Origin of the sequence: Janthinobacterium sp. 35, assembly GCF_002754575.1 — a bacterium.
Classification (GTDB): domain Bacteria; phylum Pseudomonadota; class Gammaproteobacteria; order Burkholderiales; family Burkholderiaceae_D; genus Janthinobacterium; species Janthinobacterium tructae.
Map to the genome: position 1 here is coordinate 3,970,740 of NZ_PEFN01000001.1, position 26,491 is coordinate 3,997,230.

The 26,491-nt window shown below is 62.3% G+C and carries 23 protein-coding genes; 8 read left to right on the top strand and 15 right to left on the bottom strand.

All coding sequences use genetic code 11. From position 1 onward, the window contains the following. Positions 1-78 precede the first annotated feature (78 nt). From CLU93_RS17710 to CLU93_RS17735, 6 genes are all read right to left on the bottom strand, one after another. Positions 79-456, bottom strand: a complete 378-nt coding sequence (locus tag CLU93_RS17710; RefSeq protein ID WP_099762591.1) for a flagellar protein FlaG — start codon at positions 454-456, stop codon at positions 79-81. Positions 457-548: 92 nt separating this feature from the next. After that, positions 549-2,006 carry a flagellin N-terminal helical domain-containing protein gene (locus tag CLU93_RS17715; protein ID WP_099762593.1) on the bottom strand — a complete coding sequence of 486 codons (1,458 nt, stop codon included), beginning with the start codon at positions 2,004-2,006 and terminating at the stop codon, positions 549-551. Between the two features lie 368 nt (positions 2,007-2,374). Next, on the bottom strand, positions 2,375-3,946 hold the full coding sequence (locus CLU93_RS17720) for a GGDEF domain-containing protein (protein ID WP_099762596.1): 1,572 nt from the start codon (positions 3,944-3,946) through the stop codon (positions 2,375-2,377). Between the two features lie 201 nt (positions 3,947-4,147). Then, the gene (locus tag CLU93_RS17725; RefSeq protein ID WP_034753998.1) at positions 4,148-4,795 is read right to left on the bottom strand and encodes a response regulator; all 648 of its coding nucleotides are present in this window, start codon (positions 4,793-4,795) and stop codon (positions 4,148-4,150) included. A gap of 30 nt (positions 4,796-4,825) precedes the next feature. Continuing rightward, entirely contained in the window at positions 4,826-6,328 is a 1,503-nt protein-coding gene (locus CLU93_RS17730; RefSeq protein WP_257224999.1) for a sensor histidine kinase, read from the bottom strand. A 17-nt stretch (positions 6,329-6,345) separates the two neighbouring features. Next, a complete protein-coding gene (locus tag CLU93_RS17735) occupies positions 6,346-6,933 on the bottom strand; it encodes a hypothetical protein (RefSeq protein ID WP_099762598.1) in 588 nt (195 codons plus the stop codon). Between the two features lie 115 nt (positions 6,934-7,048). On the opposite strand from CLU93_RS17735, the gene greB reads away from it, so the two are divergent. After that, positions 7,049-7,615, top strand: a complete 567-nt coding sequence (gene greB, locus CLU93_RS17740; RefSeq protein WP_099762601.1) for a transcription elongation factor GreB — start codon at positions 7,049-7,051, stop codon at positions 7,613-7,615. Between the two features lie 69 nt (positions 7,616-7,684). Beyond that, entirely contained in the window at positions 7,685-8,326 is a 642-nt protein-coding gene (locus CLU93_RS17745; protein ID WP_099762604.1) for a transposase, read from the top strand. A 55-nt stretch (positions 8,327-8,381) separates the two neighbouring features. Here CLU93_RS17745 and CLU93_RS17750 read toward each other — a convergent pair whose 3' ends face one another. The 3 genes from CLU93_RS17750 to gmk all read right to left on the bottom strand — a co-directional run bounded on the left by CLU93_RS17750 (position 8,382) and on the right by gmk (position 11,648). Further along, positions 8,382-10,664 carry a RelA/SpoT family protein gene (locus tag CLU93_RS17750; RefSeq protein WP_099762607.1) on the bottom strand — a complete coding sequence of 761 codons (2,283 nt, stop codon included), beginning with the start codon at positions 10,662-10,664 and terminating at the stop codon, positions 8,382-8,384. Positions 10,665-10,746: 82 nt separating this feature from the next. Further along, entirely contained in the window at positions 10,747-10,950 is a 204-nt protein-coding gene (rpoZ, locus tag CLU93_RS17755) for a DNA-directed RNA polymerase subunit omega (protein ID WP_010400723.1), read from the bottom strand. 59 nt (positions 10,951-11,009) lie between these two features. Beyond that, positions 11,010-11,648: a guanylate kinase gene (gmk, locus tag CLU93_RS17760; protein ID WP_099762610.1), complete on the bottom strand. Its 639-nt coding sequence runs from the start codon at positions 11,646-11,648 to the stop codon at positions 11,010-11,012. A gap of 211 nt (positions 11,649-11,859) precedes the next feature. On the opposite strand from gmk, the gene CLU93_RS17765 reads away from it, so the two are divergent. Continuing rightward, positions 11,860-12,270, top strand: coding sequence for a DoxX family protein (locus CLU93_RS17765; RefSeq protein WP_099762612.1), 411 nt, complete (start codon positions 11,860-11,862; stop codon positions 12,268-12,270). A 4-nt stretch (positions 12,271-12,274) separates the two neighbouring features. On the opposite strand, the gene CLU93_RS17770 is transcribed toward CLU93_RS17765, so the two are convergent. After that, positions 12,275-13,165, bottom strand: coding sequence for a YicC/YloC family endoribonuclease (locus tag CLU93_RS17770; protein WP_034787070.1), 891 nt, complete (start codon positions 13,163-13,165; stop codon positions 12,275-12,277). 277 nt (positions 13,166-13,442) lie between these two features. Here CLU93_RS17770 and rph point away from each other — a divergent pair, with 277 nt between their 5' ends. The 3 genes from rph (at position 13,443) to hemW (ending at position 16,165) form a co-directional block, all read left to right on the top strand. Further along, on the top strand, positions 13,443-14,171 hold the full coding sequence (rph, locus tag CLU93_RS17775) for a ribonuclease PH (RefSeq protein ID WP_099762615.1): 729 nt from the start codon (positions 13,443-13,445) through the stop codon (positions 14,169-14,171). Between the two features lie 138 nt (positions 14,172-14,309). Continuing rightward, positions 14,310-14,894: an RdgB/HAM1 family non-canonical purine NTP pyrophosphatase gene (gene rdgB, locus CLU93_RS17780; RefSeq protein ID WP_099762618.1), complete on the top strand. Its 585-nt coding sequence runs from the start codon at positions 14,310-14,312 to the stop codon at positions 14,892-14,894. Continuing rightward, entirely contained in the window at positions 14,891-16,165 is a 1,275-nt protein-coding gene (gene hemW / locus CLU93_RS17785) for a radical SAM family heme chaperone HemW (protein WP_099762620.1), read from the top strand. The genes rdgB and hemW overlap by 4 nt, the downstream gene beginning before the upstream one ends. A gap of 6 nt (positions 16,166-16,171) precedes the next feature. Here the strand turns inward: hemW and CLU93_RS17790 are convergent, their stop codons facing one another. The 5 genes from CLU93_RS17790 to zwf all read right to left on the bottom strand — a co-directional run bounded on the left by CLU93_RS17790 (position 16,172) and on the right by zwf (position 23,258). Then, positions 16,172-17,359: a tetratricopeptide repeat protein gene (locus CLU93_RS17790; RefSeq protein ID WP_099762622.1), complete on the bottom strand. Its 1,188-nt coding sequence runs from the start codon at positions 17,357-17,359 to the stop codon at positions 16,172-16,174. A gap of 130 nt (positions 17,360-17,489) precedes the next feature. Then, entirely contained in the window at positions 17,490-19,211 is a 1,722-nt protein-coding gene (locus CLU93_RS17795) for a methyl-accepting chemotaxis protein (protein WP_099762625.1), read from the bottom strand. A 232-nt stretch (positions 19,212-19,443) separates the two neighbouring features. Further along, positions 19,444-20,379 (bottom strand): transaldolase, encoded by a 936-nt coding sequence (gene tal / locus CLU93_RS17800; RefSeq protein WP_099762627.1) that lies wholly within the window; start codon positions 20,377-20,379, stop codon positions 19,444-19,446. A gap of 221 nt (positions 20,380-20,600) precedes the next feature. Further along, positions 20,601-21,455 carry an SIS domain-containing protein gene (locus tag CLU93_RS17805; RefSeq protein ID WP_034750862.1) on the bottom strand — a complete coding sequence of 285 codons (855 nt, stop codon included), beginning with the start codon at positions 21,453-21,455 and terminating at the stop codon, positions 20,601-20,603. 330 nt (positions 21,456-21,785) lie between these two features. Continuing rightward, positions 21,786-23,258 carry a glucose-6-phosphate dehydrogenase gene (gene zwf / locus CLU93_RS17810; RefSeq protein ID WP_099762630.1) on the bottom strand — a complete coding sequence of 491 codons (1,473 nt, stop codon included), beginning with the start codon at positions 23,256-23,258 and terminating at the stop codon, positions 21,786-21,788. A 550-nt stretch (positions 23,259-23,808) separates the two neighbouring features. Between zwf and CLU93_RS17815 the strand changes: the two genes are divergently transcribed. Then, a complete protein-coding gene (locus tag CLU93_RS17815) occupies positions 23,809-24,762 on the top strand; it encodes a chemotaxis protein (protein WP_099762633.1) in 954 nt (317 codons plus the stop codon). Positions 24,763-25,082: 320 nt separating this feature from the next. After that, on the top strand, positions 25,083-26,489 hold the full coding sequence (locus tag CLU93_RS17820) for a methyl-accepting chemotaxis protein (protein WP_099762636.1): 1,407 nt from the start codon (positions 25,083-25,085) through the stop codon (positions 26,487-26,489). Positions 26,490-26,491: the final 2 nt, after the last annotated feature.

The window sequence follows — 26,491 nt, forward strand, 5'->3', positions numbered from 1 at the left end:
GGCATATTTCATCCATACTTTAGAGGGGTATTTGGTCGCCTGTTTATCCTATGCCCAAGGCGGTGACACGGGGGCGGCTTACGCCGTTTGCCGGATCAGCAAGCCTTGCACTTTTTCCAGTGCCTTGCCGATTTCCAGCGCTTCCTTGGTGGGCATCTGGCGGATGACTTCGCGCGTTTGCTGGTCGATCACCTTGACGACGGTGCGCTCGCTGTCGGTGTCGACCGAAAACTCCAGTTCGCGCGACATGAACTGCATGGCCTTGTTGATGTCGCTGACGGCCTGCTTGACCTCTCTCAGCTCGGACTGCGCGTCTTCCTTGCTGGCGGCCTTGTCGGTGGGCTTGCTGTCCGTGGCCGCCGGCGCCGCAGGCTTGGCGGTAGTGGTGGTGCCTGACGTGACCGCGGTACGCTGCTGCAGTGCGGCTGGGACGCCGCCTGTTGCCTGGATATCCATGATGTTGTCCTCTAAAGAAAAATCCCCGGCAGATCAAGATGCGTCATCTGACCGGCCGGGGAGGGCTAAGCTACGGTACTGCCTGGCGGTGATTAACCGCGCAGCAGCGACAGCACGCCGTTAGGCAGCGAGTTGGCCTGGGCCAGCATCGCGGTACCAGCTTGTTGCAGGATCTGGCCGCGCGTCAGCTTGGCTGTTTCCGATGCGAAGTCGGTATCCTGGATGCGGCTACGGGAAGCCGACAGGTTTTCCGAGGTCGATTCCAGGTTGCTGACAGCCGTTTCAAAACGCGACTGCAAGGCACCGAAGGAAGCGCGCTGGCTGTTGACCTTCGACAGGGCTGCGTCAAGAATCTTCAACGCATCGGTCGATCCCTTGACGGTCGATACGTCGATGTCAGCGACCGCTTTCAGACTGGCGGCGCCTGCTGAAATGCCGTTGTTGGCCGTTACCGTGCCACCGATCGAGAAGCCCTTGTCGGAGTTCATCGAAATATAGCCCATCGTGACGGCCGAACCACCACTGGCGGCGATCGATGCGGTCGTGCCAACGGTGCCAGCTTCATTGATCGATGCTGCAGTGATCAGCGAGGTAGCATCGGTGCTGTTGTTTGTCAGCGTAATGTTGTTGCCTGAAGCATTGGTCAAAACCAGACCGTCGTTGTTGGAGTTCAGCTTGGCAGTCACGCCGGTGGTCGATGATACATCGTTAAACGCGCTGACAGCCGAAGCCAGGCCAGATGCGTTCAGTGCTGCGCCCACGGTGAAGGTCACGTTGGCTGCCGTGGTGGCATTGTCGGATTTGACGGCCAGCGAGTAGACCTTGCCAGCAACAAACGCTGCTGACTCGTTGGTGGTGGCAGATGCCGTGACACCAGTTGCGTCAGTCGAACCATTGATGGTTGCGGCCAGCGATTGTGCCGTGTCCGTTACTTTGACGTTGACGGTCTTGGACTGCAAGCCTTGAATGTCGAACGTGCCTGCTGAGTACGCCGTACCAGTTGTTATCGTGGCGGGGGCCGTGGTTGATACCTGATTGTTGCCGTAGTTACTCGTGCGGAAGTTGGCGGTCGTGGCCTGGATGGTCTGCCCAGCATTGGCGCCCACCTGGAACGATGCCGTGCCGAACGAGCCGTCGAGCAGTTTCAGGCCGTTGAATTCCGACGTTTGCGAGATGCGGTCAGCTTCCGACAGCAGCTGGCCTACCTCGGCCTGGATGGCCTTGCGGTCGCCAGCCGAGTTGGTGGCGTTTGACGACTGTACCGACAATTCGCGTACGCGTTGCAGAATGTCGCCCGTCGAAGCCAGCGAGCCCTCGGCCGTTTGCAGCAGCGACACGCCATCGTTGGCGTTGCGCTTGGCTTGATCGAGACCGCGGATTTGCGAGGTGAAGCGCTCGGAAATCGCCAGGCCAGCAGCATCGTCTTTTGCGCTATTGATGCGCAAACCCGAAGACAGGCGTTGCAATGACGTGGACAGGGCCGACTGCGATGTGCTCAGGTTGCGTTGCGCATTCAGTGACGCGGTATTGGTATTGATGACTGAGGCCATTTTGAAGCTCCTTGCTATATGTTTTGGCTATGTGCCTTGTACCTTGGTCTGCCCCTGCCTTCCGGGACACTCACACCGCAGTTATATTCATTAACGGAGTGGGCCTTGGAAAGTTTAGGGAAATACAGCGAGTATATTTTTTGTTTTGCCCCTCAAGTTGCCATAGGCGAGGACGCATATACGGCACGCTTTGAAGAAACTTTAGGGTTGTAAATAATTAAATATGAGAAATAATATTCAGTATCTTCAGATTGCCACAGGGGGCGCATGTCGGCCGCTGCAGCGCCGCCGTACGCCCGTGCCGGGCGCAGGCCAAAAAAAACCCACCGTAAGGTGGGCATGATGTGCGACAGCCTGCAAGTTGCCGTTCAGTCGGCCACCACCACGCGATTCTTGCCTGTCTGCTTGGCCTGGTACATGGCACGGTCGGCGCGCTTGACCAGCTCGGCCTGGTCTTCGTTGGGCAGGCGCAGGGCCACGCCGGCGGAAAAGGTGATCAAGACTTTCTCGTTGTCGTGCAGGAAGAAATGCCGGGTCAGCTCGCGCTGCAAGCGCGTCATCGTCGACGAAGCGGCTTCGACCGTGGTTTCCGGCAGCAGGATGAGGAACTCCTCGCCGCCGAAGCGGGCGATGACGTCCATCGAGCGCAGGGTTTCCTTGACGATTTTCACCAGGTGTTTCAAGGCGGCATCGCCGGCCAGGTGGCCATAGGTGTCGTTCAGGCGCTTGAAATCGTCCAGGTCCAGCATGGCGATGCACAGCGGCGTGCCGCGGCGGTCGGAGCGGGCCGTCTCGCGCTCGAACACATCGTCCAGGCCACGGCGGTTCAGGCTGCCCGTCAGCTGGTCTTCCCGCACCAGTTCGCTCATATGCTGGAGCTTCGCTTCCAGGGTGTGGATGCGCTGTTCCGCATCCTGTACTTCCTGGCGCGCCAGCACCATCTTGTCGCGTGCGCGCAGGGCTTCGTTCTGCACCATGCGCGTTTCGCGCAAGACTTCGTCGAGAACACTGTTCAATTCGCTGATATTTTCTGCCTGGCTGATCTTTTCCGAATAGCCGCCGATCTTTTCATGGAAGTCGCCCGTGCTGGCCGCCACTTGCCCCAGGCGGTCGATGAAGGTCATCATCATGTTCTTCACCGTCAGTTTGACGTCGGACAGGCTGTGCTTGAGCTGGCTTTGCTTGTAGATGACTTCCTTCAGGCTGCGCGTGGCGTCTTCCAGCGCGCGCTGGTCGAGCGGGCCGGCGATCAGGTTTTGCACGGCATCGACCTGGCCGCGCAGCCAGCTGTCGTCGTCGAGCAATTGGCTGACGTTGTCCAGCAGCAACTTGAACAGGCGCAGCAGCAATTCCTGCTGCTCGGCCGTATCGCCGCTTTTGAGTTCGATCTGGTAGCACAGCTGCTTCAGGCGCAGCGCCGCTTCGTTCAGTGCCTCTTCCGTGTGCGCCAGCTTGATGGCCGCGCCCAGCGATTCGGCTTCTTCCACCAGCGCGGGCGTGCCCGTCAGCAAGGTGGCGACGGCAAAGCCCAGGGTGCGGCTGAGCAATTCACGCAGGGTGCGCGTCTGTTCGCCGTCCGGCAGGGGCGGCAATTCGATGCCGCCGCCCTTCTTGACTTGTTTTTCCGCCAGCTGCGCCAGGGTGCGCGCATAGCTGTCCCAGTCGCGCGCCTTCAGTGCCCGCTGGAAACGGCGGCCAAAGTCGCCCAGTTCGCCCGCCGATTCGCTCATCTTGGCGGCAAACTGTGTCAGGACGTTTTCCGCGCCGCTCTCCGTGGGAGCGCTGGCGGCCAGCACGGCTGCCGGGGCGGCAGGCGTATCGGCCGGTTCGCTGATGCCGGCGATTTCATTGTAGATATCGCGGTAGGCGCTGGGCGTGGGGGCGATGCGGCGCGTGGCCAGGCGGCGAAACGCTTCGCGGGCGATATCGGCCGGATTCATCGCCGCGGCGGCGGCGGTGTGCGTGGCGCCAGCGGGAGCGCTTGCTGGTGAAGATGGCAATTTACTGGACATGTAGACACAGCCTTTTCAGATATTTCTCATTATCCCCATGATAGGCGAGTTGGCAAAGAACTTATTGTGCGAGAAGCAAGGAGAAGTCCTGTCAATTCGCCCGATGCCAGCGGGCATGCCGCTTTGGCGTCAATCCACCAACTGGTTGCGGATGGCGTAATGCGTCAGTTCGGCGCTGTTCTTGAGTTTCATCTTGACCAGCAAGCGCGCGCGGTATTCGCTGACGGTTTTCACGGACAATTTGAGTTCTTCGGCAATGGCACCCACCGCCTTGCCTGAGGCGATCATGACCAGGGTCTGGTATTCGCGGTCCGACAGGGTGTCGTGCAAGGCTGTCTCGTGGTCTTCGCCCACCGTGTTGGCGAGTTCCTGCGCCAGCGAGGCACTGATGTATTTCAAGCCTTGCGCCACCTGGCGGATGGCCGTGACCAGTTCGCGCGGCGCACTCTGTTTCGTCAGGTAGCCGGCCGCGCCCGCCTTGAGCGAACGGATGGCGTACTGGTCCTCGCGGTGCATGGAGAGCATCAGCACGGCCAGTTCCGGCTTTTCCTTCTTGATTTGCTTGAGCACTTCTATGCCGCTGCGGTCGGGCAGGGAGATGTCGAGCAGCAACACCTGGCATTTCGAGCCGCGGAACAGTTTGATGGCGTCGTGGCCATTTTCAGCCTCGCCGGCCACGATGATGTCCTTCGTGTCGGCGAGGATTTGCTTCAAGCCCTCGCGCACGATCGCATGATCGTCGGCGATGAATACCCGGATGGTGGCTTTTTCTTTCATGACTGCGTTGTTTCCTATCTAATTCACCCACTAGGCCGCTTCTGGCGGCGGCCCGCTGTGCGCGGGCGCACTGGCTGCAGCCGCTATTATCGCCTCTCGCGGCGTGGTCAGCCGGATTTTTATGCTCAGGAGAGTGCCGCCATCGGGCCCATCGACCAGGCTCAGGGTGCCGCCCAGCGCGCTGGCGCGTTCGGCCATGCCGCGGATGCCGAACGACTGCGGCTTGGCGCGGTCGGACAGGCGCATGCCGACGCCATTGTCGGCGATCGACAGGCTCAGATGCTGGCGCTGCCGGGCTAGGCGCACGCTGACCTTGCTGGCCTGCGCATGCTTGGCGATATTCGTCAGCGCTTCCTGGGCGATGCGGAACAGGCTGGTCGCCTGGTCCAGTTCCAGTTCAATATGCTGGCGGTTGGAAATGAATTCGCATTCGATGCCGGCCTGGCGCGCGAATTCCTTCACCTGCCAGTCCAGCGCGGCAACCAGGCCCAGGTCCAGCATGGAGGGGCGCAAGTCCAGCGAAATGCGGTGCACGGCGTCGATGCTGCGGTCGACCAGGGCATCGACATAGTCGGCCTTTTCCTGCAGCAGCGGGTCGTCCGGCGGCAGGCGGCGCGCCAGCATGGCCAGCGCCATCTTGATCGCCGTCAAATTGCCGCCCAGGTCATCGTGCAGTTCGCGCGCCAGGCGCGTGCGTTCGTGTTCCTTGACCTTGTCGATATGCGCAGTCAGCTCGGCCAGGCGGGCGCGCGATTGGCGCACTTCGATCTGTTCCAGCCGGCTTTCCGTGATATTCGTCATGATGCCTTCCCACTGCACCGTGCCGTCGGCCAGCGCGCGCGGCGTGGAGCGCAAGTTGATCCATTTGACATCCTTCCAGGCATCGATCCAGATGCGGCCTTCCCAGTTCCAGCTCCACAAGGCGTTTTTTGAGGCCTGCATCGACTCCAGATACGAGGCGCGGTCGTCGGCCAGGATCAGCTGGTAGAACAGTTCCGGGCGCGCGTGCAGCTGTGCCGGCTCCAGGCCCAGCAAGGCCTGGCAGCCATCGCTCAGGTAAGGGAAGGCGGCGCGCCCATCGGCGTGCAGGCAGAACTGGTACACCAGGCCCGGCGTATTCGAGACGATGGCGTTGAAGCGCGACTGGACCTGCGCCAGGGCGGCGGCCGTCGCCTGCGGCGTGCGCAAGTCTTCGCCCTCGGCCAGCAGCAAGGCGCGGCCCTGGCGGCTGGCGCGCGACAGGTGCAGGCTGAGCGAATACAGGCTGCCATCGCGGCGGCGCTGCTGCACATGCAGCAAGGCTTGCGCGCCGATGCTGTCGTCCAGCGCGGCCAGCACGGCGGCCAGTTGCTGCGCGTCGAGCTGCGGCGCCAGGGTGAAGGGCGTCATCGCCAGTAACTCCTTGCGTACATACTGCAAGTTGTCGCAGGCGGCATCGTTAGCGTCCAGCAATTGCAAGCTGGCCGCGTCGTACAGGTAGATTTCCCGCGCCGCCGCGCGCAGGGCGGGGGCGAGCCGGGCAGTATCGTGCATGGGGTGGCCTTTCTTCATCAGCGGCGGGCGCGCCACAAGGCGGCGAAGCGGCGCAGCACTCTGGCCGGGCGGGAATGATGACGGCCTGGCGTGCCCTTGCGCAAGCGCTGCCACCAGGCGCGGCGGGCACGGCCCAGCGCGGCCGACAGGCGGCTGACCCGGCGCCATGGACGCGTGGCGCGCAGGCGGGCGATCCAGCGGTCCTTGGTTTCCATGAAGCGGCCATGCCAATGGGCAAACCACGGCAAACTGAGCAGGGTAGGGCGCGTCAGCTTGTACAGGCGCGCCACGGCGGCCGCGCCGCCCAGCTTGGCGATGACGATCACGCCGATGCCGGAAAACGCATGGCCGCGCGCGATCGCCAGCAGGGCCAGCAGCTTGACGGGAAACAGCAGCACGGCCGGCAGCACGAAGATGGCCAGCGCCCAGTACGGCGGCAGGCGCTTGATCCACGCTTCGAGCGCATGCAGGGGCGGAAATTGCGCCACCACCTGCATGATGCGCGCGCCCGTCGCCCACAGCCATTCCTCGATCAGCAGGCAGATGGCGGCCAGGTAGACCAGCGGCGCGAACAGCCAGCGCCTGACTCTGTAGAATTTTTTCATCCGTCTCCGTGTGCGGCGCGGGTTTGCCGCGATTGCCACGATGATACGTCAAAAAAGCCCGGCTGCCCCCGCATCCGGTGTGCCCGTGGCTCCCTGGCGGGGCTACAATAGGCGGATGAATAAAGCCTTTGTAAAAGAATCCGACAACGACGACGATGAAGAAGCGGCCGCGCTGGCGCTGGCCATTCCCGCCGGCGCCAAGAACTACATCACGCCGGCCGGCTACCAGCGCATCAAGGAAGAGCTGCTGCAGCTGATCGACGTCGACCGTCCGGAAGTGGTGCGCATCGTGCATTGGGCGGCGTCGAATGGCGACCGTTCGGAAAATGGCGACTATATCTATGGTAAACGCCGGCTGCGCGAAATCGACCGCCGCATCCGCTTCCTGACCAAGCGCATGGACCTGGCCGCCATCGTCGACCCCAGCGTGCACCATGGCAACGACCAGGTATTTTTCGGCGCCACGGTAACGTATCGCACCAGCGACGGCGAAACGCATACCATCACCATCGTCGGCATCGATGAATTCGACCCCCTGAACGGCAAGATCAGCTGGGTCTCGCCGATGGCGCGCACCATCACCAAGGCGCGCGAAGGCGACCTCATCACCCTCAACACGCCGCAGGGCGAGCAAGAGCTGGAGTTGCTGGAAGTGACGTATCCGGCGCCGGGGGAGGGGTAGTTTGCGGTGACGCAGGGTTAGTCTTGATAAGTCTGTCACGCTGGGACTATTCTTTACTGGAGAGCGACCATGGCACGCTTCCAGCGTTTGTTTATGCCTGGCATGCCCTTGCATGTGGTGCAGCGTGGGGCGGACAGGCAAATCTGTTTTTTTGAACCGGCTGATTTTCTTTGGTATTTGCAGCAACTGCAGCGGCACTCCAGTGCCCGGGGTTGCTTGCTGCATGCCTATGTATTGATGACCAATCATGTGCATTTGCTGCTGTTTGCGGCGAAAGTCGAGGCCGTTTCTCAGTTGATGAAGTCGTTGGGACAGGAATATGCGCATTACATCAACTGGCGCCGCCATCGTTCCGGCCCCTTGTGGGATGGGCGCTACAAATCCTGTGTGGTACAGGATGCGACTTATCTGCTGGTTTGCCAGCGTTATATAGAGCTCAATCCGGTTCGCGCCGGCATGGTGCAGTATCCGGGCAATTACAAGTGGTCCAGCTACCGTTGCAATGCTGAAGGGCGAATCGATCCGTTGATTGAGCCGCATCCGCTTTATCTTGATCTTGGCAACAGTCCGGGTGACAGACAGCAGGCGTATGCTGCTTTGTTCCAGGTAGAAGATTCGCTTGCGTTCCAAGCATTGCGTGACGCTAGTCGTGGCAATGCTGTTGTCGGAAGTAGCGCCTTCGTGCAAGAAAATCAAACCCGCAAAGCGTAAAGGCCGGGGTCGGACCCTGAGGGTCCGACCCCAGTCTCTGCTCTTGGGTTAGCTCTTAATTCCGCTCGCGCAGGATGCGATTCACGCCGGCGACGCGACGCACATTGCGCAGCAGGGCGGCCAGGTGGACGCGGTCCTTGACTTGTACGGTGAAGCGCAGCTGGTCGAGGACGTTGTCCTTGTCTTCGTCCATGCCCACATAGATGATGTTGGCGTCGGACTCGCCGATTTCGGCGGCGACTCTGGCCAGGATGCCCCGTTCGCTGTTGATCAGCACCTTGATGCGGCAGTCGAAGCGGCGGTTCAGTTCGGTTCCCCAGCGCACCGCGATCCAGCGGTCCGGTTCCTTGGCGCGCTGGCGCTTCGCTTGCGAGCAGTCGCTCGTGTGCACGAGCAGCCCCTGGTCGCGCCGCAGCTGGCCGATGATCTGGTCGCCCGGGATCGGCAAACAGCACGGCGCCAGCTGCACCGAGACGCCTTCGCTGCCGCAGATGGTGACCGGGTCGAGTTCGCTGCCGCTATTGTGTTCCACCGGCATGCTGGCCGCTTCGCCGCCGATCAAGCCAAAGATGTGGCGCGCCACCAGGGTGGCCATGCGCTTGCCGATGCCGATGTCCGCGTACAGCTCGTCCATGGAATTGGCGCTCGATTCGTTGAGCAGGCGTTCGACCAGCGGCGCCGGCAGGTCGGCGTCGATGTTCAGGGCGTGCAGCGCCTGCGACAGCAGTTGCTGGCCCAGGGCGATCGATTCGGGCAGGTTGATCGTGCGCAAATGGTGGCGGATGGCCGAACGGGCCTTGCCGGTGCGCACGAACGACAGCCAGGTGGGGCTGGGGCGCGACGAGGAATCGGTGATGATTTCGACGATGTCGCCATTGTGCAGTTCGGTGCGCAGCGGCGAGGTTTCGTTGTTGATCTTGACGGCCACGGTCTGGTCGCCGATACCCGTATGGATCGAATAGGCAAAGTCGATGGCCGTGGCGCCGCGCGGCAGGGCGATGATCTTCGACTTCGGCGTAAACACGTAGACGGAATCGGGGAACAGGTCGACCTTGACGTGTTCGAGGAATTCGGCCGAGTCGCCCGTCTGCTGCTGGATGTCGAGCAGCGATTGCAGCCACGCATGGGTGCGCTGCTGCAGGTCGGACGGGTTCGATTCGCCGCTCTTGTAGAGCCAGTGCGCCGCCACGCCAGACTCGGCCGTGCGGTGCATTTCCTGCGTGCGGATCTGGAATTCGACGGGTGTGCCGTACGGGCCGATGACGGTCGTGTGCAGCGACTGATAGCCGTTCAGCTTGCGAATCGCGATGTAATCCTTGAACTTGCCCGGCATGGGCTTGTACAGGCTGTGCAGGGTGCCCAGGGTCACGTAGCAGTCGGCAAAGCTGCCCACCACCACGCGGAAGCCGTACACGTCGAGCACTTGCGAGAACGACAAATGCTTGCTGCGCATCTTTTTATAGATGTCGTACAGGGTCTTTTCGCGGCCCGTGACGTCGGCTTCGAGTTCGGCCATGGACAAGGTGCTTTTCACCGCTTCCATGATCTTGTTGACCACTTCGCGCCGGTTGCCGCGCGCTGCCTTGACGGCTTTCGCCAGGGTGCGGTAGCGCATCGGATACAGGTGCGAGAACGACAGATCCTGCAGCTCGTGGTAAATATTGTTCAGGCCGAGGCGGTGCGCGATCGGCACATACACTTCCATGGTCTCGCTGGCGATGCGGCGTTTTTTTGCCGCCGTCATGAAGTCCAGGGTGCGCATATTGTGCAGACGGTCGGCCAGTTTGATCAGGATCACGCGCACGTCGGACGCCATGGCCAGCAGCATCTTGCGGAAGTTTTCCGCCTGCGCTTCGATCTGGCTCTGGAATTCGATCTTTTCCAGCTTCGACAGGCCGTCGACCAGGTGCGCCACGGGCGCGCCGAAGCGTTCGATCAATTCTTCCTTCTTGACGTCCTGGTCTTCCATGACGTCATGCAGCAGGGCGGCCATGATGGCTTGCGCGTCGAGTTTCCAGTCGGCGCAGATTTCGGCGACGGCGATCGGATGCGAGATATACGGCTCGCCCGAGCGGCGCATCTGACCCAGGTGCATTTCGTCGGAGAAGCGGTAGGCTTCCTTGACTTTTTTCAGGTCGGCGGGGGACAGGTATTCGGCCAGCTTGTCGGCCAGGTGGCTGACGGAGGCCACGCCTAGGGCGGGCGCTGGCGGTGTCGTGGAGGCGGTCCCGGCGGACGTGCCAGCACCGGACGCGGAAGCGCCCTGTGATTTTGCCGCCTGGCGCGGGGCCAGGGGCGGCAGTGCTGCAGAAGTCGTGTCGGCTGGAGTCAGACTCATAAAACGTCGCGTTGCTTTACAGTGTGAATAAACGATACGGTAGAACCAGGGGTCAGCACTGTTCCGGCACGCGGCTTCCCAATTACATCGGGACTTTTTTCAGCATTTCGATGCCAACTTTACCGGCAGCGATTTCACGCAGTGCGACAACGGTAGGTTTGTCCTTGGCTTCCACCTTTGGGGTGTGACCTTGCAACAACTGACGTGCGCGGTACGTTGCAGCCAGGGTCAGCTGGAAACGGTTAGGGATCTGCTTCAGGCAATCTTCGATTGTGATACGGGCCATAGTAACTCCTAAATTTTATGCGTGGTGCGTGGCGCTGTGTGAACTGGCGTGCAGACGAATTACTCTGCGTGCAGGCCCAGTTGGGCGAATAGCGATGCGTTGCGGGCCGCTTGTTGCGCAAACCGGCAACGGGCCGCTCTCACGATCGCGCTCAGTTCGGACAAAGCGACCGTAAACTCTTCATTGATAATAACATACTCGAACTCGGGAGCGTGTGCGATTTCGCCGCCGGCCGCCAGCAGGCGGCGCGTGATCACGTGCTGCTCGTCCTGGCCGCGCTTGTTCAGGCGCTCTTCGAGCGCATCGATCGATGGCGGCAGGATGAAAATACCGGCCGCGCGGGGGAATTGCTTGCGCACCTGGCGCGCGCCCTGCCAGTCGATTTCCAGCAGGATGTCGGTGCCGGCCAGCATTTGCTGTTCCACCATGATGCGCGAGGTGCCATAGTAATTGCCATGCACTTCCGCCCATTCCAGGAACTCGCCCTGGTCGGCGCGCGCGACAAAGTCTTCCGCTGTCGTGAAGTAGTATTCGCGGCCGTGCTGCTCGCCCGGACGGGGCGCGCGCGTGGTGGTCGAAATCGACAGTTTGATGCCGGGCTCTTGCGCCAGCAATGCATTGACCAGTGTCGATTTGCCGGCGCCCGAAGGTGCGGCGACCACGAACAGGCTGCCGGAGAAGGCGGTAGGGTGGCTCATGCGGATCTTTCCATATGCGTGTGATGGCGGCGTGTGCGCTTGCGTGCGCACCGCCCAATTCAGTATTTTACCAAGAGGCAAGGCGACCAGCCAGTCCCCCGATGCGCCTTGCCGCCGCGTTTACACATATTTTGCTTGTTATCTTGAGGGAATAGTTATTTAATTTGGAATGGTTTTTTCTTGATAACTATTCCAGCGACAGGATGCAAGCATGAAAAATTTCCCGTTTCTCAGTGTTGCCCAGGCCATGTTGCTGCTGCGCGTGGCCATCGCCGTGATGTTCATGGCCCACGCCATCGTGCGCATCGCCAATGGCACCATTCCACGCTTTGCCGGTTTCCTGGAAGACAAGGGATTCATCTACGGCCTGGCCGTGGTGTGGGCGATTACCGTGGTCGAGATCGTTTGCGGCAGTTTGCTCATCGTCGGCAAATACACGCGCTGGGCGGCGGCCGGGCTGATGGTGATCTGCGTCGGCGGCATCGCCATCGTGCATGCGGCCAAGGGCTGGTTCGTGGGCGAACATGGCGCCGGCGGCGTGGAATACAGCATCGTGCTGTTTGTCGCCTGCGTCGTCATCGCCGCCAGCGACAGGGGGCGCGCCGCAACGCGCCTGGCCTGAAGGTCTATTCCAGGTTCTGCACCTGTTCGCGCATCTGCTCGATCAGCAGCTTCAAGTCCATCGAGGCGTCGGCCAGTTCCTTGACGGACGCCTTGGCGCCCAGCGTGTTGGCTTCGCGATTGAGTTCCTGCATCATGAAGTCGAGGCGCTTGCCCACTTGCCCGCCCTTGGTGAGGATGTGGCGCGTTTCGCCCAGGTGGGCCGACAGGCGCGCCAGTTCTTCCGACACATCGATGCGTATGCCGTACAAAATGACTTCCTGGCGGATGCGCTCCATGGCGTCCTGGCGCGACAGGGCTGAATTCGAGCCCTGGCTGGCCAGGCCCAGCGCATCCTGCATGCGCTCGATGGCTTTTTGCTGGAAGGCCGCCACTACCTGCGGAATCAAGGGCGTGATGCGCTTGACGATGGCTTCCATCGCTTCGATGCGCGACACCAGCACCGCTTCGAGCGCCGCGCCTTCGCGCTTGCGGCTGTCGACGAAGGCCGCCACGGTGCGTTTGGTCAGCGCGCCCACGTCCGCCTGCAAGGACTCTTGCCCCACTTGCGCTTCTTCGATGATGCCCGGCCAGCGCAGCAGTTCGGCCACCGTCATGACGGGGGCGGAGACAAAATGCTGGCCCACTTCGTTTTGCAGACGCGCCAGTTCGGCCAGCAGGGGCAGGTTCAGCGCCTGCGTGCCGGCGGTCGCGGCCTTGCGGCCAAAGCTCAGGCGTACCTCGACTTTGCCGCGCGTGATGGCGGACATGACGGCGGCGCGCAGGTCAGGCTCCAGCGCCCGCAGATCGTCGTTGATGCGAAATTGCAGGTCGAGAAAGCGCGAGTTGACGCTCTTGATTTCAATTGTCAGTGTGCCTGCAGCACCTTCGCTGGTGGCAACCGCGTAGCCTGTCATGCTTGAAATGCTCAAAGGATTCCCCGATTTGGTCTTGTATACAGTCACTTATACACTTAATCAGCCAGCGCAGGCAATACCGCCCGCGCCGCAAAACAGGACTGACGTGCGCGATGGCCTGAAAATTGCTGAATAGTGTGCGTTTTACGGCATTGTAAAGAAAATTGTGTTTGGCGGGGCAGGATTGTAGGGATCTTGTGCGCGGGCCGCCCTGCGCCGTGGCATGGCGCCGCGGTGGTAAAATCGCCGCCGCAACCCCAATCACACAGGACACCCCATGACATTTGAATCCCGCCCGAGCGGCCGCGCCGTCGACGCGCTGCGCGCCATCCGCATCACCCGCCAGTACACCAAGCATGCCGAAGGCTCGGTGCTGATCGAGTGCGGCGACACCAAGGTCATCTGCACCGCCAGCATCGAAGACAAGGTGCCGGGTTTCCTGAAGGGCAAGGGTCAGGGCTGGTTGACGGCCGAGTACGGCATGCTGCCGCGCTCGACGCACACGCGCATGGACCGCGAAGCGGCGCGCGGCAAGCAGTCCGGCCGCACGCAGGAAATCCAGCGCCTGATCGGCCGCTCGCTGCGCGCCGCCTTCGATCTGCAGGCGTTCGGCGAACGCACCTTGCATCTCGATTGCGACGTCATCCAGGCCGATGGCGGCACGCGCACGGCCTCGATCACGGGTGCCATGGTGGCTGCGTATGACGCGTTTTCCCAGCTGCAGGCACGCGGCGCGATCACCTCCATCCCCGTGAAAAGCTTTGTCGCCGCCATCTCGGTGGGCGTCTACCAGGGCATGCCGGTGCTGGACCTGGACTATGTGGAAGACTCGGGCTGCGACACGGACATGAACGTCGTGATGACGGAAGCGGGCCACTTCATCGAAGTGCAGGGCACGGCCGAAGGCGCCGCCTTCGACCGCGCCGGCATGAACCGCTTGCTGGACCTGGCGCAGGGCGGCATCGCCGACCTGATCGCCATGCAGAAGCAAGCCCTCGGCATGTAATCTTTACATAGATTTACATCCGCTGGCCCGCCGCGCCGGGTAAAAAGCCCACACTCGCCGCCGTTGAGCGCGGCGGCCGGGCGAGGTGAGGGGAGCGCAAAAGGTTTACAATGTCGGCACTTCAACCGGACTACTGACATGACCCAACGCCTCATTCTCGCCTCCAACAACGCCGGCAAGCTCAAGGAATTCAACGAGCTGCTCTCGAGCATCGGTTTTTCCGTTCACGCCCAGGGCGAGTACGCCGTGCCGGAAAGCGACGAACCATTCCACACCTTCGTTGAAAACGCGCTGCAAAAGGCGCGCCACGCGTCCCGCCTGACGGGCTTGCCCGCGCTGGCCGACGATTCGGGCGTGTGCGTCAATGCGCTCGGCGGCGCACCGGGCGTGTATTCGGCCCGCTATGCGGGCGAGCCGAAATCGGATGCCGCCAACAGCGCCAAACTGATCGCCGACCTGGAGGCGCATGCCGACAAGTCCGCGTATTACTACTGCGTGCTGGTGTACGTGCGCCATGCGGACGACCCGCAGCCGGTGATCGCCGACGGCCGCTGGCATGGCGAAATGATCGCCACGCCGCGCGGTGCGGGCGGCTTCGGCTATGACCCGCATTTCTACCTTCCCGCGCTGGGCAAGTGCGCGGCCGAACTGACGGCCGATGAAAAGAACGCGCTGTCGCACCGTGGCCAGGCCCTGCGCGCGCTGGTGGAAAAGCTGCGATGATCCCGATCAAACTGGTGGGCGCTGTCGCCAAGCCCGCGTCCCGGCCTGGCGCGGCTCCGGCGCCGCAGGAAGGCATTTCCGGCGCGGCCGGGGCGGCCCTGAAATACCTGCAGCCGGGCGCGCTGAACCTGACGGCCTTGCCGCCGCTGTCGCTGTACATCCATTTCCCGTGGTGCGTGAAAAAATGCCCGTATTGCGATTTCAATTCGCACGAGGTGCGCGGTGACTTGCCGGAAGCGGAATACCTGGCAGCCCTGCGGCTGGACCTGGAAATGGCGCTGCCGCTGATCTGGGGCCGCAAGATCCACACCATTTTCATCGGTGGCGGCACGCCCAGCCTGATGTCGGCGGCGGGGCTGGACCGGCTGATGTCGGACGTGCGCACCCTGCTGCCACTGGAGCCCGATTGCGAAATCACCATGGAAGCCAATCCGGGTACCTTTGAAGCGGAAAAATTCAAATCCTACCGGGCCAGCGGCATCAACCGCCTGTCGATCGGCATCCAGAGCTTCAATGGCCGTCACCTGCAGGCGCTGGGGCGCATCCACGACGACAACGAAGCGCGCCGCGCGGTGGACATCGCGCACGCCAATTTCGACAATTTCAATCTCGACCTGATGTACGCGCTGCCCACGCAAACCCTGGCCGAGGCGCAGCAGGACCTGGAAACGGCGCTGTCGTTCGCGCCGCCGCATTTGTCGCTGTATCACCTGACGCTGGAACCGAACACCCTGTTCGCCAAGTATCCGCCCGCGCTGCCGGACGACGACGCAAGTGCCGACATCGCCGACATGGTGGCTGAGCGCGCGGCGCAGGCCGGTTACGGCCGCTACGAAGTGTCGGCCTATGCGCAGCCGGGCCGCCAGGCCAGGCACAACCGCAATTACTGGGAATTCGGCGACTACCTGGGCATCGGCGCGGGCGCGCACAGTAAAATCTCGTTCCCGCACCGCGTCTTGCGTCAGGCCCGCTACAAGCAGCCGCGCGCCTACATGGACGCGGTACTGGCCGGCGTGCCGGTGCAGGAAGAGCGCGAGCTGGCGCGCGAGGAGATGGGGTTTGAATTCATGCTCAATACCCTGCGCCTGACGCAGGGTTTCTCGCCGAACCTGTTCGCCGAGCGCACGGGTCTGGCCATCAACGCCATCGAGCAGCCGCTGAATGCGGCCGAAGCGAAAGGCTTGCTGTACCGCGACCACCAGCTCATCCGCCCGACGGAACGGGGATTGTGCTTCCTGAATGACCTGCAGCAGATGTTCCTGGAAGACTGACGCGACCTAATGGGCGGTGGCGGCGCGCAGCCGTTGCAGCTTGGCCGCGTACAGCCCATGTTCGCCGCGCGTGGTGCTGTTGTCCATCGCCAGTTCCAGCTGCCGGTCCGCCAGCGAGAGTTGTCCCATGCGCGCATACGCCTGCGCCAGCCAGAAGTGGAATTCATGGTAATACGGGTCGCGCGCGATCTCGCGCTTGAACAGGCGTGCCGCTTCCTGGTAGTCGGCCGTTTCCATGGCGCGCTGGCCCAGGTTGAAAAAGTGGAAGGGCGGCTCCGGCTGCAGGGCCAGCAATTTGCGCCGCAGCAGTTGCGCTTCGTCCGTACGTCCCAGTCCGTCGAGTGCCTGCGCCATATTGGACAGCAGCACGGTGTTCGATGGCGAGCGTTCCAGTGCGTAAGCGAGCGTGCGCCGCGCCGGCTCGATGTCGCCGTGGCGCAGCTGGATGATGCCCAGGGTATTGAAGGCGCCTGAAAACGTGGGGTCTTGCAGGATGGCGGCGCGGGCATACCAGTAGGCTTGATCGAGCTCGCCGCTGGCCATGGTTTCGGCGGCGCGATTGTTGAGGTACATTGCCAGGATGGTCGCCTCGCCGATTTGCAGCGTGCGCTGGCCGGCGAGGTCTTCGCCAGGCAGGAAGTCGATGAGCAGGATGGCGTCGGAATCGTAGCCGACCCCATTGCTGAGGGGGCGGCGTTCCAGCGCGAGATTGACGTGGCCGGCGACGAAATACATGCCACCACTGCGGCTCCAGCTTTCCTCTCCCAAGACCAGCTGGTAGTGCACATCGAGTCCCATGTCCTTGGCCAGCGCGGCCGTCATCAGCACCAGCGACAGGCAATTGCCACTGCGCGCATCGAATGTCTGTGCCGCCGTGCGCGTCATGGCGGCATCATATTCCAGTTGCAGCCCAGCCCGGTTGCGCAGGGCATCGGCCAGCGCGCGGCGGGGATTCTTGCCGCGTGCCTCGCGCGCGATATCGACACGTACGTAAAGCCGCATGGCCTCGCTCATGGCAAACGCCTGCTGCGGGTCGACCGGTACGGCCGGCGCGGCAAAGCTGGCATCGTTGAACAGCTCAGGTGGAGGTGGTGTGGCGGGCGCCGTTGCGCAGCCGGCAAGGGCTGCGCACAGCAGCAAGGAGGACAGGAAGCCCAGGCGCAGCTGTTCGCTGATGCCGCGGATACATTTCATGTTCGTGCTCCCGCAGAACGATGTCAGGCGCAACACGTATTGCTGCCGGTGGTGCGCCCTGCCACCTGAAACAAGTATCCTCGCGCGTCAGGGCGCTGTCAAACCCTTTTGACGGCCCCTGTTGCCCTCCTTAAAACTCTTCCCAATCTTGCTCGCCAGCCACCTGCGCCTGGGGCTTGCGCGCAGCAGACGCGCTCCTTGCCGCGATGCCTGGCTGCCTGGCGGTGGTGCTTTTTGCCGCCGGCTTGGCCAGCCGGGTGGCAGCCGGCCGCGCGGGGCGTACCGGCGCCACTGCTGGCGTCACGTGTTCGAGCTGGAAGCCGGCTGCCACTTGCGCCAGGCGGGCCGCCTGGTCCTGCATGCTTTCGGCCGCCGCCGCTGCTTCCTCCACCAGGGCAGCATTTTGCTGCGTTACCTGGTCCATTTGCGCGATGGCCTGGTTGACCTGGTCGATGCCCATGCTTTGCTCGGCGCTGGCGGCGGTGATCTCGGCCATGATGTCGGTGACGTGGCGCACGCTGTCGACCACTTCGCTCATGGTGCTGCCGGCCTGTTGCACCAGCCGTGTGCCGTTGTTGACCTGTTCCACCGAGTCGCCAATCAGGGTCTTGATTTCGCGCGCCGCTGCCGCCGAGCGCTGCGCCAGGCTGCGCACTTCCGTGGCCACGACGGCAAAGCCGCGCCCCTGTTCGCCGGCGCGCGCCGCTTCGACGGCCGCGTTCAAGGCCAGGATATTCGTCTGGAAGGCGATGCCGTCGATGACGCCGATGATGTCGACGATTTTCGTCGACGCCGTGTCGATGGCACCCATGGTGTTCACCACCTGGCTGACGATGTCGCCGCCCCGTTCGGCCACGCTGGACGCGGCGACCGCCATCTGGTTGGCCTGGCGCGCATTGTCCGCATTCTGCTTCACGGTACTGGTCAATTCTTCCATCGACGACGCCGTCTCTTCCAGCGAACTGGCCTGCTGCTCCGTGCGCGCCGACAGATCCTGGTTGCCGGCGGCGATTTCGCCCGATGCCGTGGCTATCGCGTTGGTACCCGTCTGCACTTCCGACACCACCTTGCGCAGTGCTTCGTTCATGCCGTGCAGCGCGCGCATCAGGTCGCCGATTTCATCGCTGGCCGGCGTGCCGAAATGCGTGCGCAAGTCGCCCGCAGCGACCGTCTCGGCCACCTTCACGGCCGCCTGCAGGGGCGCGGTGATCGAGCGCGTGATCAGCCAGGCGCAGATGCTGCCCAGGGCCACCACCAGCGCGCACAGCAGCAGCAACAGGGTGAAGCTGCGCCCGTTGGCAGCCTCGATCGCGCGCGCCGTGGCGTCGATGGCCTGGCGCTGCTGCGCCAGCAGGGCCTTGACGTTGTTCTGGTATTTGGTGGCGGCGGGCGCGAAGCTGTCGCGGTAAGTACTTTCCGCCAGGGCCGCGTTGCCGTCCTTGCGCGCGTTCATCACCAGGTTTTTGGCATCCTGGTATTTGACGCGTTCCGCGATGGAGGCCTTGAAGATGGCCTTTTCTTCCTCGCTGACGAGCAGCGTTTCGATTTTCTTCAGCAGCTCGCTGCCTTGTTTGGTGCTGTCGGCGATGGTCTCGGCAAACACGCCCGACAGGGTTTCATCCGTGCTTTTGGCGATCATCGAGGTGCGCGCGATGGCCGAGTAAATCAGCACATACCAGTCCGATACCAGACGTTCCTTGGCCAGCGGTTTTTCCATCATTTGCCGCGTCGCTTCGGCATTCACGTGGGCGCTGTACAGCGCGTATGAGGTGGAGATCACGGACAGCAGCAGTACCAGCGCGAAGCCTGTGGCCAGGCGGGTGCCGATACGAAGGTGGGAGAGGGCATGCATGGTTAGACTCCTGTCGCAGAGGGATTAAAGTTGCCTGTGCGACATAGTATGCACTGATAAGTGACCAAGAGGTAAACGAAAAAATGGTCTGTTTTTGCTCACTGTTGCAGCCACGCCCGTGCTGCAGATCGCCCGCCTGGCGTTCGCTTTCACGAAGGCGGGTGAGGGCGAGACGAAAAAAAAGCGGCGCCGTGCAGTGCACGCACGCCGCTTTTTGCGGAGGCATAGGCGATTAACGCAGCGCCGCAATCATCTGTTTCAGCTTGCCGGAATCGACGCAGAAGGCGCGGATGCCTTCGGCCAGCTTCTCCGTCGCCATCGCGTCTTCATTCATCATGAAACGGAAGGCTTCTTCGTTGAGCGACATGTGCACGATGTTGGTCGATGGCGCCGCTTCGGCGCTCAGCTTGCGCTCCACGGGGGCATCGCTGTCGGCCAGCTTTTGCAGCAGGTCGGGGCTGATGGTGAGCAGGTCGCAGCCGGCCAGTTCGAGGATTTGCGAGGTGTTGCGGAAGCTCGCGCCCATCACCTCGGTCTTGTAGCCGAACTTGCGGTAGTAGTTGTAGATGCGCCGGACCGACTGCACGCCCGGGTCTTCCGCGCCCATGTAATCGATGCCCGTCGATTTCTTGTACCAGTCGTAGATGCGGCCGACGAAGGGCGAAATGAGCTGCGCGCCCGCTTCGGCGCAGGCGATGGCCTGCGCCAGCGAGAACAGCAGGGTCATGTTGCAGCGGATGCCTTCCTTTTCCAGGATGGCGGCGGCGCGGATGCCTTCCCAGGTGGAGGCGATCTTGATCAGCACGCGCTCGCGGGCAATGCCGGCGTTCGAATACAGGGCGATCAGGTCGCGGCCCTTGGCCACCGTGCCATCCGTGTCGAACGACAGGCGCGCATCGACTTCGGTCGAGACGCGGCCGGGGATGATTTGCAGGATTTCCTCGCCAAACGCGATCAGCAGGCGGTCGATGATTTCGGCGTTGGAGGCATTCGGATGATCGCGCACGGCCTTTTCCAGCAGCGGCTTGTACTCATCCTTCTGCACGGCCTTCAGGATCAGCGACGGATTCGTCGTCGCGTCGCGCGGCGTGTAGGCCTGGATCGATTGGAAGTCGCCGGTGTCGGCCACCACGGTAGTAAATTGCTTCAGTTGTTCGAGTTGGTTCATGGCTGCACGGGAAAGAGTGAATGGGCTTGCCGGACTATTGTACCGAATGCGGGACGGTGGCGGCGCTTTTAACCCAAGGGCTAAAGTGCCGGGGTCGGACCCTCAGGGTCCGACCCCAGTTGTGGCTTTTGGGGTAAAGCAGGCGGTATCCGTGGCGGGAGGGAATGCTTGTCTTGAACCCCAAAATTGAGAGCCGGGGAATGACCCCGGATTTCTGCTGCCTAGCCAATAAAAGAATCGAACTGCATGTCGAATTCCTGCAAGGCTTTCTGTGCATTCTGCATCTTCTTGCGGAATTCAGGCCCGCGCTGCAGGGCCAGGCCCACGGCCAGCACGTCGATCACCACCAGGTAGGCCAGGCGCGCTGAAATCGGGGTGTAGGGGTCGGTGTTGAAGACCAGGTCGATCGGGATCAGCACGGTGGCCAGGTCGGCCAGCGGCGTGCCCGATGGGGCCAGCACGACGACGTCGGCGCCGCCGCGACGCGCCAGTTTCACGGAGCGCACCAGGGCGGGACTGTTGCCGCGCTGCGAGATGGCCACCAGGCAGTCGCCGCCGCGCAGCAGGGCCGCCGCGATGCTGTGGATGTTCGGATCGCTGTAGGCGACCGTCGGCACGCCCGAGCGGAAGAACTTGTGCTGCGCATCGGCCGCCACGATACCGGAGGTGCCCTGGCCATAGAATTCGATCTTGCTGGCGCGCGACAGGATGTCGAGCGCGCGCTGGATCGCTTCCGGGTTCAGGTTGTTGCGCAGGTCGAGCAGGGTGTTGATCGAGCGGCTGCAAATCTTGTTGACCAGGTCGGCCGCCAGGTCGTCCTGCGCCGGCTGCTCGTTCGCGCCCGGCATGGCCAGGGCCAGGCCCTGCGCCAGTTTCAGCTTGAATTCATGCCAGCCGTCATAGCCCAGCGTGCGGCAAAAGCGCACCACGGTCGGTTCCGACACCTGCGCGCTTTTCGCCAGCGCCGTGATGTTCTGGCTGACCGTCTGGTTCGGCTGGTCAAGCACGGCCAGCGCGACCTTCTTCTCCGACTTGGAGAGCGAATCGAGCTGGGTGCGGATGGAATCGAGTAGCATTGATTAATCTTCTGGCAGTAATGCCGTAAGTTAGCGTCCTTGTCACCCCAAAAGCAAAGTCCCGGGGTCGGACCCTCAGGGTCCGACCCCAGTACTTCGCCGTTCAGGGTTAAGCCAAATCTTAACGGCTTCAGCCGTCGGGCAAAGGTGAAGCAGGGAATTCGCGGAGCAAAGCTCTGCGCCTGCGTAACGGCCTGCCCATGCATGGGCAGGCTCCTTGCGTTGCCAAACTAGTCTTCTGGCAGGGGTGGAGCAGGGGTTTCGTGGAGCACCGCTCCACGCCTGCGTAACGGTCTGGCCTTGCAAGGCCAGACTCCTTGCGCTTCCAAACTAGTCTTCAGGAAGCGCTTCTTCACGCCACTGCAAGCCATCGCGGCCGATCAGGGCGCTGGCCGCGGCCGGGCCCCAGGTGCCGGCCGTATACGGAATCGGCGCGCTGTCGTTCTGTTCCCAGTTGTCGAGAATCGGCTCGACCCATTCCCAGGCCGCTTCCAGTTCGTCGCCGCGCATGAACAGGGTCAGCTGGCCGCGCAAGACGTCAAGCAGCAGGCGCTCGTAGGCGTCCATGCGCGGCGTCTTGAACGATTCGCGGAAATCGAGTTCCAGTTCCGCCGGTTTCAAGCGCATGCCGTCGCCGGGGGTTTTCGCCATCAGGTTCATGCGCAAGCCTTCGTCCGGCTGCAAACGGATCACCAGGCAATTCGGCTGGAAGCTCGACGTGGGCTGGTTGAAGATCGAGTGCGGGATCTGCTTGAAGCGCACGACGATTTCGGCCAGGCTGTCGGCCATGCGCTTGCCTGTGCGCAGGTAGAATGGCACGCCGGCCCAGCGCCAGGTGTCGATTTCCGCTTTCAGCGCAACGAAGGTTTCGGTGCGCGAATGTTCCGGGGCGTCCGGCTCGTCGCGGTAGCTCGGCACGGTGGCGCCATCGACGTGGCCGGCGCGATACTGGCCGCGCACGATGTTTTGCGCCAGGGTGGTGGGCGTGAATTTTTTCAGCGAGCGCAGCACTTGCAGCTTTTCATCGCGCACGGCGTCCGGCGCGATCGAGGTCGGCGGTTCCATGGCGACGATGCACAGCAGTTGCAGCAAGTGGTTCTGCAGCATGTCGCGCAGCGCGCCCGAGGTGTCGTAGTAACCCATGCGGTTGCCCACGCCCAGCTTTTCCGCGATGGTGATCTGCACGTCAGAAATCCATTCGCGGCGCCACAGCGGTTCGAACAGGATATTGCCGAAGCGCAGGGCCAGCAAGTTCTGCACGGTTTCCTTGCCCAGGTAATGGTCGATACGGTAGATCTGCGATTCCTGGAAGACCTTGCCCACTTCGGCATTGATCTGCTTGGCGCTGGCCAGGTCGCGGCCCAGCGGCTTTTCCAGCACCACGCGCGAATTCGGCGTGACCAGGCCATTGTCTTCCAGGTTGTCGCAGATCAAGGCAAACAAGTGCGGCGGCGTGGCCAGGTAGTACACGCGGGTCAGCTCGGCATCGCCGCGCAGCGCTTCGACCAGCGGCCCGTACGTGGCCGCATCGCTGGCGTTGAGCGACACATACACGATGCGCGCGCAGAATTTGCTCCAGGTGGCGGCATTCAGGGTGCTGGCCTTGATGTGGGGACGCGAGTTGGTCTCTACCATCTTCAGGAAGGCATCCTGGCCGCTGTCCTGGCGGCCCACACAGATGATGCGCGCCGTCGGCGGCAAATCGTTCGCGACGTCGCGCGCATACATTGCAGGCAGCAACTTGCGCATTGCTAAATCGCCGCTGCCGCCAAACAGGACCAGGTCAAAATCGGTAAGTGCCATAAGTGAGTGTCGTCGCAAAAGTAAAAGAGCCGGAGCGGGGAGGAGGCCGACCGGAAGTGCCAGTCTGTCGTTACTATATTCCGTGGTGTAAATTTACTACGTAGAACAGGCAATTGCAAGAAATTTTACTACATTCCATGCATTGGCGTCGCCATTTTGCCCGGTATGCTGGCAGGCGGCGCTGGCAGGGCCATTATATGCCGTTCGCTGGCGCAGGTGCGCCGTCACGCCTGGCGCAGGGCTTTTCAAAGCAACCATGGTTGCCAGGGAAATTTTCGGTTCTCTCCGTCATCATTTGCGCTGTAGCAACAAGCTAATCAAGAAATGCTGTCAGGATCGCCGATAGCAGCGTAAAGTAGCTTTAAGGAAAGTAAAAAAACGTATAATTCCAGCTGAAATCGATAGCAACTATTGGTTGTACTGCACTGCACCGTTAGCGCCGGCCATGCCCCGAACCCGCCATCCGACGTCTGTGCGACGTGCAGTCCGCACTGTTCGCAGCATCACGGGTAGGCAGACTTAACTTTACAAGACGGCTTAAGGGGACACAATGAATTCAATGCAGCAAGATGTCGATGAACGCACCAGCCTGACAGGCAATAACAAATTCGAACTGTTCCTGTTCAAGCTGGGCACCAGCGATCACTCGACCAGCCGCGAACTGTTCGGCATCAATGTGTTCAAGGTACGTGAAATCATGGAAATGCCGGTCATTACGGCGGTGGCCGGGTCGCACCCGCACATGCTGGGCGTGGTCAATATCCGTGGCCAGATCGTGCCCGTGATCGACTTGCCGATGGCCGTCGGTTGCAAGAGCAGCGGCTTGAAGATCCTGATGGTGACCGAATTTGCCCGCTCGACACAGGCGTTTGCCGTGGAAGAGGTCGATGAGATCGTGCGCCTGGAATGGAATCAGGTGCTGTCGGCCGAATCGAGCGTCGGTGGCGGCCTCGTCACCAGCATCGCGCGCCTCGATGGCGACACGGACAAGACGCGCCTGGCGCAAGTGCTCGACGTGGAGCAAATCCTGCGCGACGTGCTGCCGTCGGGCGACCCGGACGTGGACAAGAACAGTATCGGCCCGCAAGTGCGCTTGCCTGCCGGCGCCGTGATCCTCGCGGCCGACGATTCCTCGCTGGCCCGTTCGCTGATCGAGAAGGGCCTCGAAGCGATGGGCGTGCCCTTCATCATGACCAAGACGGGCAAGGAAGCGTGGGAACGCCTGCAGGCGATCTCCACCCAGGCGGCGACCGAAGGCAAGACGGCGAAAGACAAGGTCGCGCTGGTGCTGACCGACCTGGAAATGCCGGAAATGGATGGCTTTACCTTGACGCGCAACATCAAGAACGATGGCCGCTTCGCCAACATCCCCGTGGTGATCCACTCGTCGCTGACGGGCTCGACCAACGAAGACCACGTCAAGGGCGTGGGCGCCGATGGTTATGTGGCCAAGTTTGTGGCAGCGGAACTGGCTGACACCATTCGCAAAGTGCTGGCCCGTTAAAGCGCGCTGACACCGCCGCACGCCGCCTGGCGTGCGGCTCCTGGTGAATTTTAAGTATTCCCTCGCGGCAATGTATTGCCACAATTCACGTATAATGCGCTCCCTGGATCCGTGGGGCCGCACGCTCGTACTTTGCTGTGCCACCCTTCGTCCTCCTGCGCAGGCCGTCTTTCACGTCGCCTGGCGCACCACTGGCTTGCGGGCCGCCCCTGTCGTTGCGGCCCAGCACCTGCCGCTTGTCCTGATAAATCCTGTTCGTACCGGAATGGCGCCTGCCTGGCGCTTTTTACGCGTGGACAGATATTAATGAAGAGTTAATTATGTATCTATCTCCCTTGCGGGCCGTCGCCGTGCGCGCGGACCGCGCCATGCTGGTCGTCCTATGGCTGCTGGCCCTGGTGTCGGCTGGCATGGCGAACTGGTACGGCACCTGGCATCTCGTTGCCAAGGTGGCTTTGCCGGTCGCCTTGCTGCCGACCCTGCTTTTTCTCGCCCGGCCCGGCAGCCTGGCCACGCGCTGCGTCAATGCCGTCGCCATCATGCTGATGGCCGCCTTGCATATCGAACAAGGTGCAGGCTTGACAGAGTTGCATTTCGGCATTTTCGTCTATCTGGCGCTGCTGGTGCTGTATCGCGACTGGCGCCCCGTGATCGTGGCCGCAGCGACGATCGCCGCGCACCACTTGCTGTTTTTTTATTTGCAGCAAGCAAGTTATGGCGTGATGTGTTTTAGTACGCCTGGCCTGGCCATCGTTTTCCTGCACGCCATGTTCGTCGTGGTCGAGTCGGCGGCGTTGTGTTATGTGGCCGTGACCTTGCGCGCCAGCACACGCCAGGGGCAGGAACTGGAACAAATGGTGTTGGCCCTGGGCGCACATGTGGGGCAGATGGATTTGCGGCCACCGCAGCGGGCACCCCGTAATGCGCTGGGGCAATCGCTGGCGGCCATGCTGGCGACCATGCGCGGCACGCTTGCCGGCGTGCGCGATGGCACCGATAGCATCGCGGCAGCGAGCGCCGGGATCGCCATGCATAACGCTGCGCTGGCGCGCCGTACGGAGCGCCAGGCCAGCGATGTCGAGCGTACGGTGCGCGCGATGCAGGCGCTGACGGACGCGGTGCGGCGCGGTGCAGGCCATGTGGGACAGGCCGATGCGCTGGCGTCACGCATGTCGGCCGAGGCGGGGCAGGGCGGTGGTGCCATGCGCGAGGTGCAGGCCAGCATGGGCCGCATCGAGGCGTCGTCGAAGAAAATAGTCGATATCATCGGCGTGATCGATGCGATTGCCTTCCAGACGAATATCCTGGCCTTGAACGCGGCAGTGGAAGCTGCGCGTGCAGGCGAACAGGGGCGAGGCTTCGCCGTCGTCGCAGCCGAGGTGCGCGGGCTGGCGCAGCGCTCGGCCGGCGCTGCGCGTGAAATCAAGGCATTGATCGGCAATACGGTGGAGACGGTGGAGCTGGGCAGCGGCCTGGTGGAGCGTGCTGGCGCCACCATTTTGCAAGTGGTCGATAGCGTACAACATGTGACGGCCATCATGGGCCAGCTGCGCACGGCATCGGATGAACAAGCGCGTGACATTCACGCCATCAATGAAGTGGTGGCCGCGTTTGATGCCAGCACGCAAGAAAATGCCCAGTTGGTGCAGGAAAACGCGGCCGCGTCGGCCGCCATGCAGCGTCAGGCGCAGCAGCTTGCCGCGCTGGTGCTGGCCTTCCGATTGTAAAT

What these genes read in the sequence shown, in the direction of transcription:
- CLU93_RS17750 (WP_099762607.1), bottom strand. Translation starts at nt 10,664, where the DNA reads ATGAGTCTGACTCCAGCCGACACGACTTCTGCAGCACTGCCGCCCCTG.
- greB (WP_099762601.1), top strand. Translation starts at nt 7,049, where the DNA reads ATGAATAAAGCCTTTGTAAAAGAATCCGACAACGACGACGATGAAGAA.
- CLU93_RS17805 (WP_034750862.1), bottom strand. Translation starts at nt 21,455, where the DNA reads ATGCTACTCGATTCCATCCGCACCCAGCTCGATTCGCTCTCCAAGTCG.
- CLU93_RS17790 (WP_099762622.1), bottom strand. Translation starts at nt 17,359, where the DNA reads ATGAAATGTATCCGCGGCATCAGCGAACAGCTGCGCCTGGGCTTCCTG.
- CLU93_RS17820 (WP_099762636.1), top strand. Translation starts at nt 25,083, where the DNA reads ATGTATCTATCTCCCTTGCGGGCCGTCGCCGTGCGCGCGGACCGCGCC.
- zwf (WP_099762630.1), bottom strand. Translation starts at nt 23,258, where the DNA reads ATGGCACTTACCGATTTTGACCTGGTCCTGTTTGGCGGCAGCGGCGAT.
- hemW (WP_099762620.1), top strand. Translation starts at nt 14,891, where the DNA reads ATGATCCCGATCAAACTGGTGGGCGCTGTCGCCAAGCCCGCGTCCCGG.
- CLU93_RS17745 (WP_099762604.1), top strand. Translation starts at nt 7,685, where the DNA reads ATGGCACGCTTCCAGCGTTTGTTTATGCCTGGCATGCCCTTGCATGTG.
- CLU93_RS17715 (WP_099762593.1), bottom strand. Translation starts at nt 2,006, where the DNA reads ATGGCCTCAGTCATCAATACCAATACCGCGTCACTGAATGCGCAACGC.
- CLU93_RS17730 (WP_257224999.1), bottom strand. Translation starts at nt 6,328, where the DNA reads ATGCACGATACTGCCCGGCTCGCCCCCGCCCTGCGCGCGGCGGCGCGG.
- rph (WP_099762615.1), top strand. Translation starts at nt 13,443, where the DNA reads ATGACATTTGAATCCCGCCCGAGCGGCCGCGCCGTCGACGCGCTGCGC.
- CLU93_RS17735 (WP_099762598.1), bottom strand. Translation starts at nt 6,933, where the DNA reads ATGAAAAAATTCTACAGAGTCAGGCGCTGGCTGTTCGCGCCGCTGGTC.
- tal (WP_099762627.1), bottom strand. Translation starts at nt 20,379, where the DNA reads ATGAACCAACTCGAACAACTGAAGCAATTTACTACCGTGGTGGCCGAC.
- gmk (WP_099762610.1), bottom strand. Translation starts at nt 11,648, where the DNA reads ATGAGCCACCCTACCGCCTTCTCCGGCAGCCTGTTCGTGGTCGCCGCA.
- rdgB (WP_099762618.1), top strand. Translation starts at nt 14,310, where the DNA reads ATGACCCAACGCCTCATTCTCGCCTCCAACAACGCCGGCAAGCTCAAG.
- CLU93_RS17720 (WP_099762596.1), bottom strand. Translation starts at nt 3,946, where the DNA reads ATGAATCCGGCCGATATCGCCCGCGAAGCGTTTCGCCGCCTGGCCACG.
- rpoZ (WP_010400723.1), bottom strand. Translation starts at nt 10,950, where the DNA reads ATGGCCCGTATCACAATCGAAGATTGCCTGAAGCAGATCCCTAACCGT.
- CLU93_RS17765 (WP_099762612.1), top strand. Translation starts at nt 11,860, where the DNA reads ATGAAAAATTTCCCGTTTCTCAGTGTTGCCCAGGCCATGTTGCTGCTG.
- CLU93_RS17815 (WP_099762633.1), top strand. Translation starts at nt 23,809, where the DNA reads ATGAATTCAATGCAGCAAGATGTCGATGAACGCACCAGCCTGACAGGC.
- CLU93_RS17795 (WP_099762625.1), bottom strand. Translation starts at nt 19,211, where the DNA reads ATGCATGCCCTCTCCCACCTTCGTATCGGCACCCGCCTGGCCACAGGC.
- CLU93_RS17725 (WP_034753998.1), bottom strand. Translation starts at nt 4,795, where the DNA reads ATGAAAGAAAAAGCCACCATCCGGGTATTCATCGCCGACGATCATGCG.
- CLU93_RS17770 (WP_034787070.1), bottom strand. Translation starts at nt 13,165, where the DNA reads ATGACAGGCTACGCGGTTGCCACCAGCGAAGGTGCTGCAGGCACACTG.
- CLU93_RS17710 (WP_099762591.1), bottom strand. Translation starts at nt 456, where the DNA reads ATGGATATCCAGGCAACAGGCGGCGTCCCAGCCGCACTGCAGCAGCGT.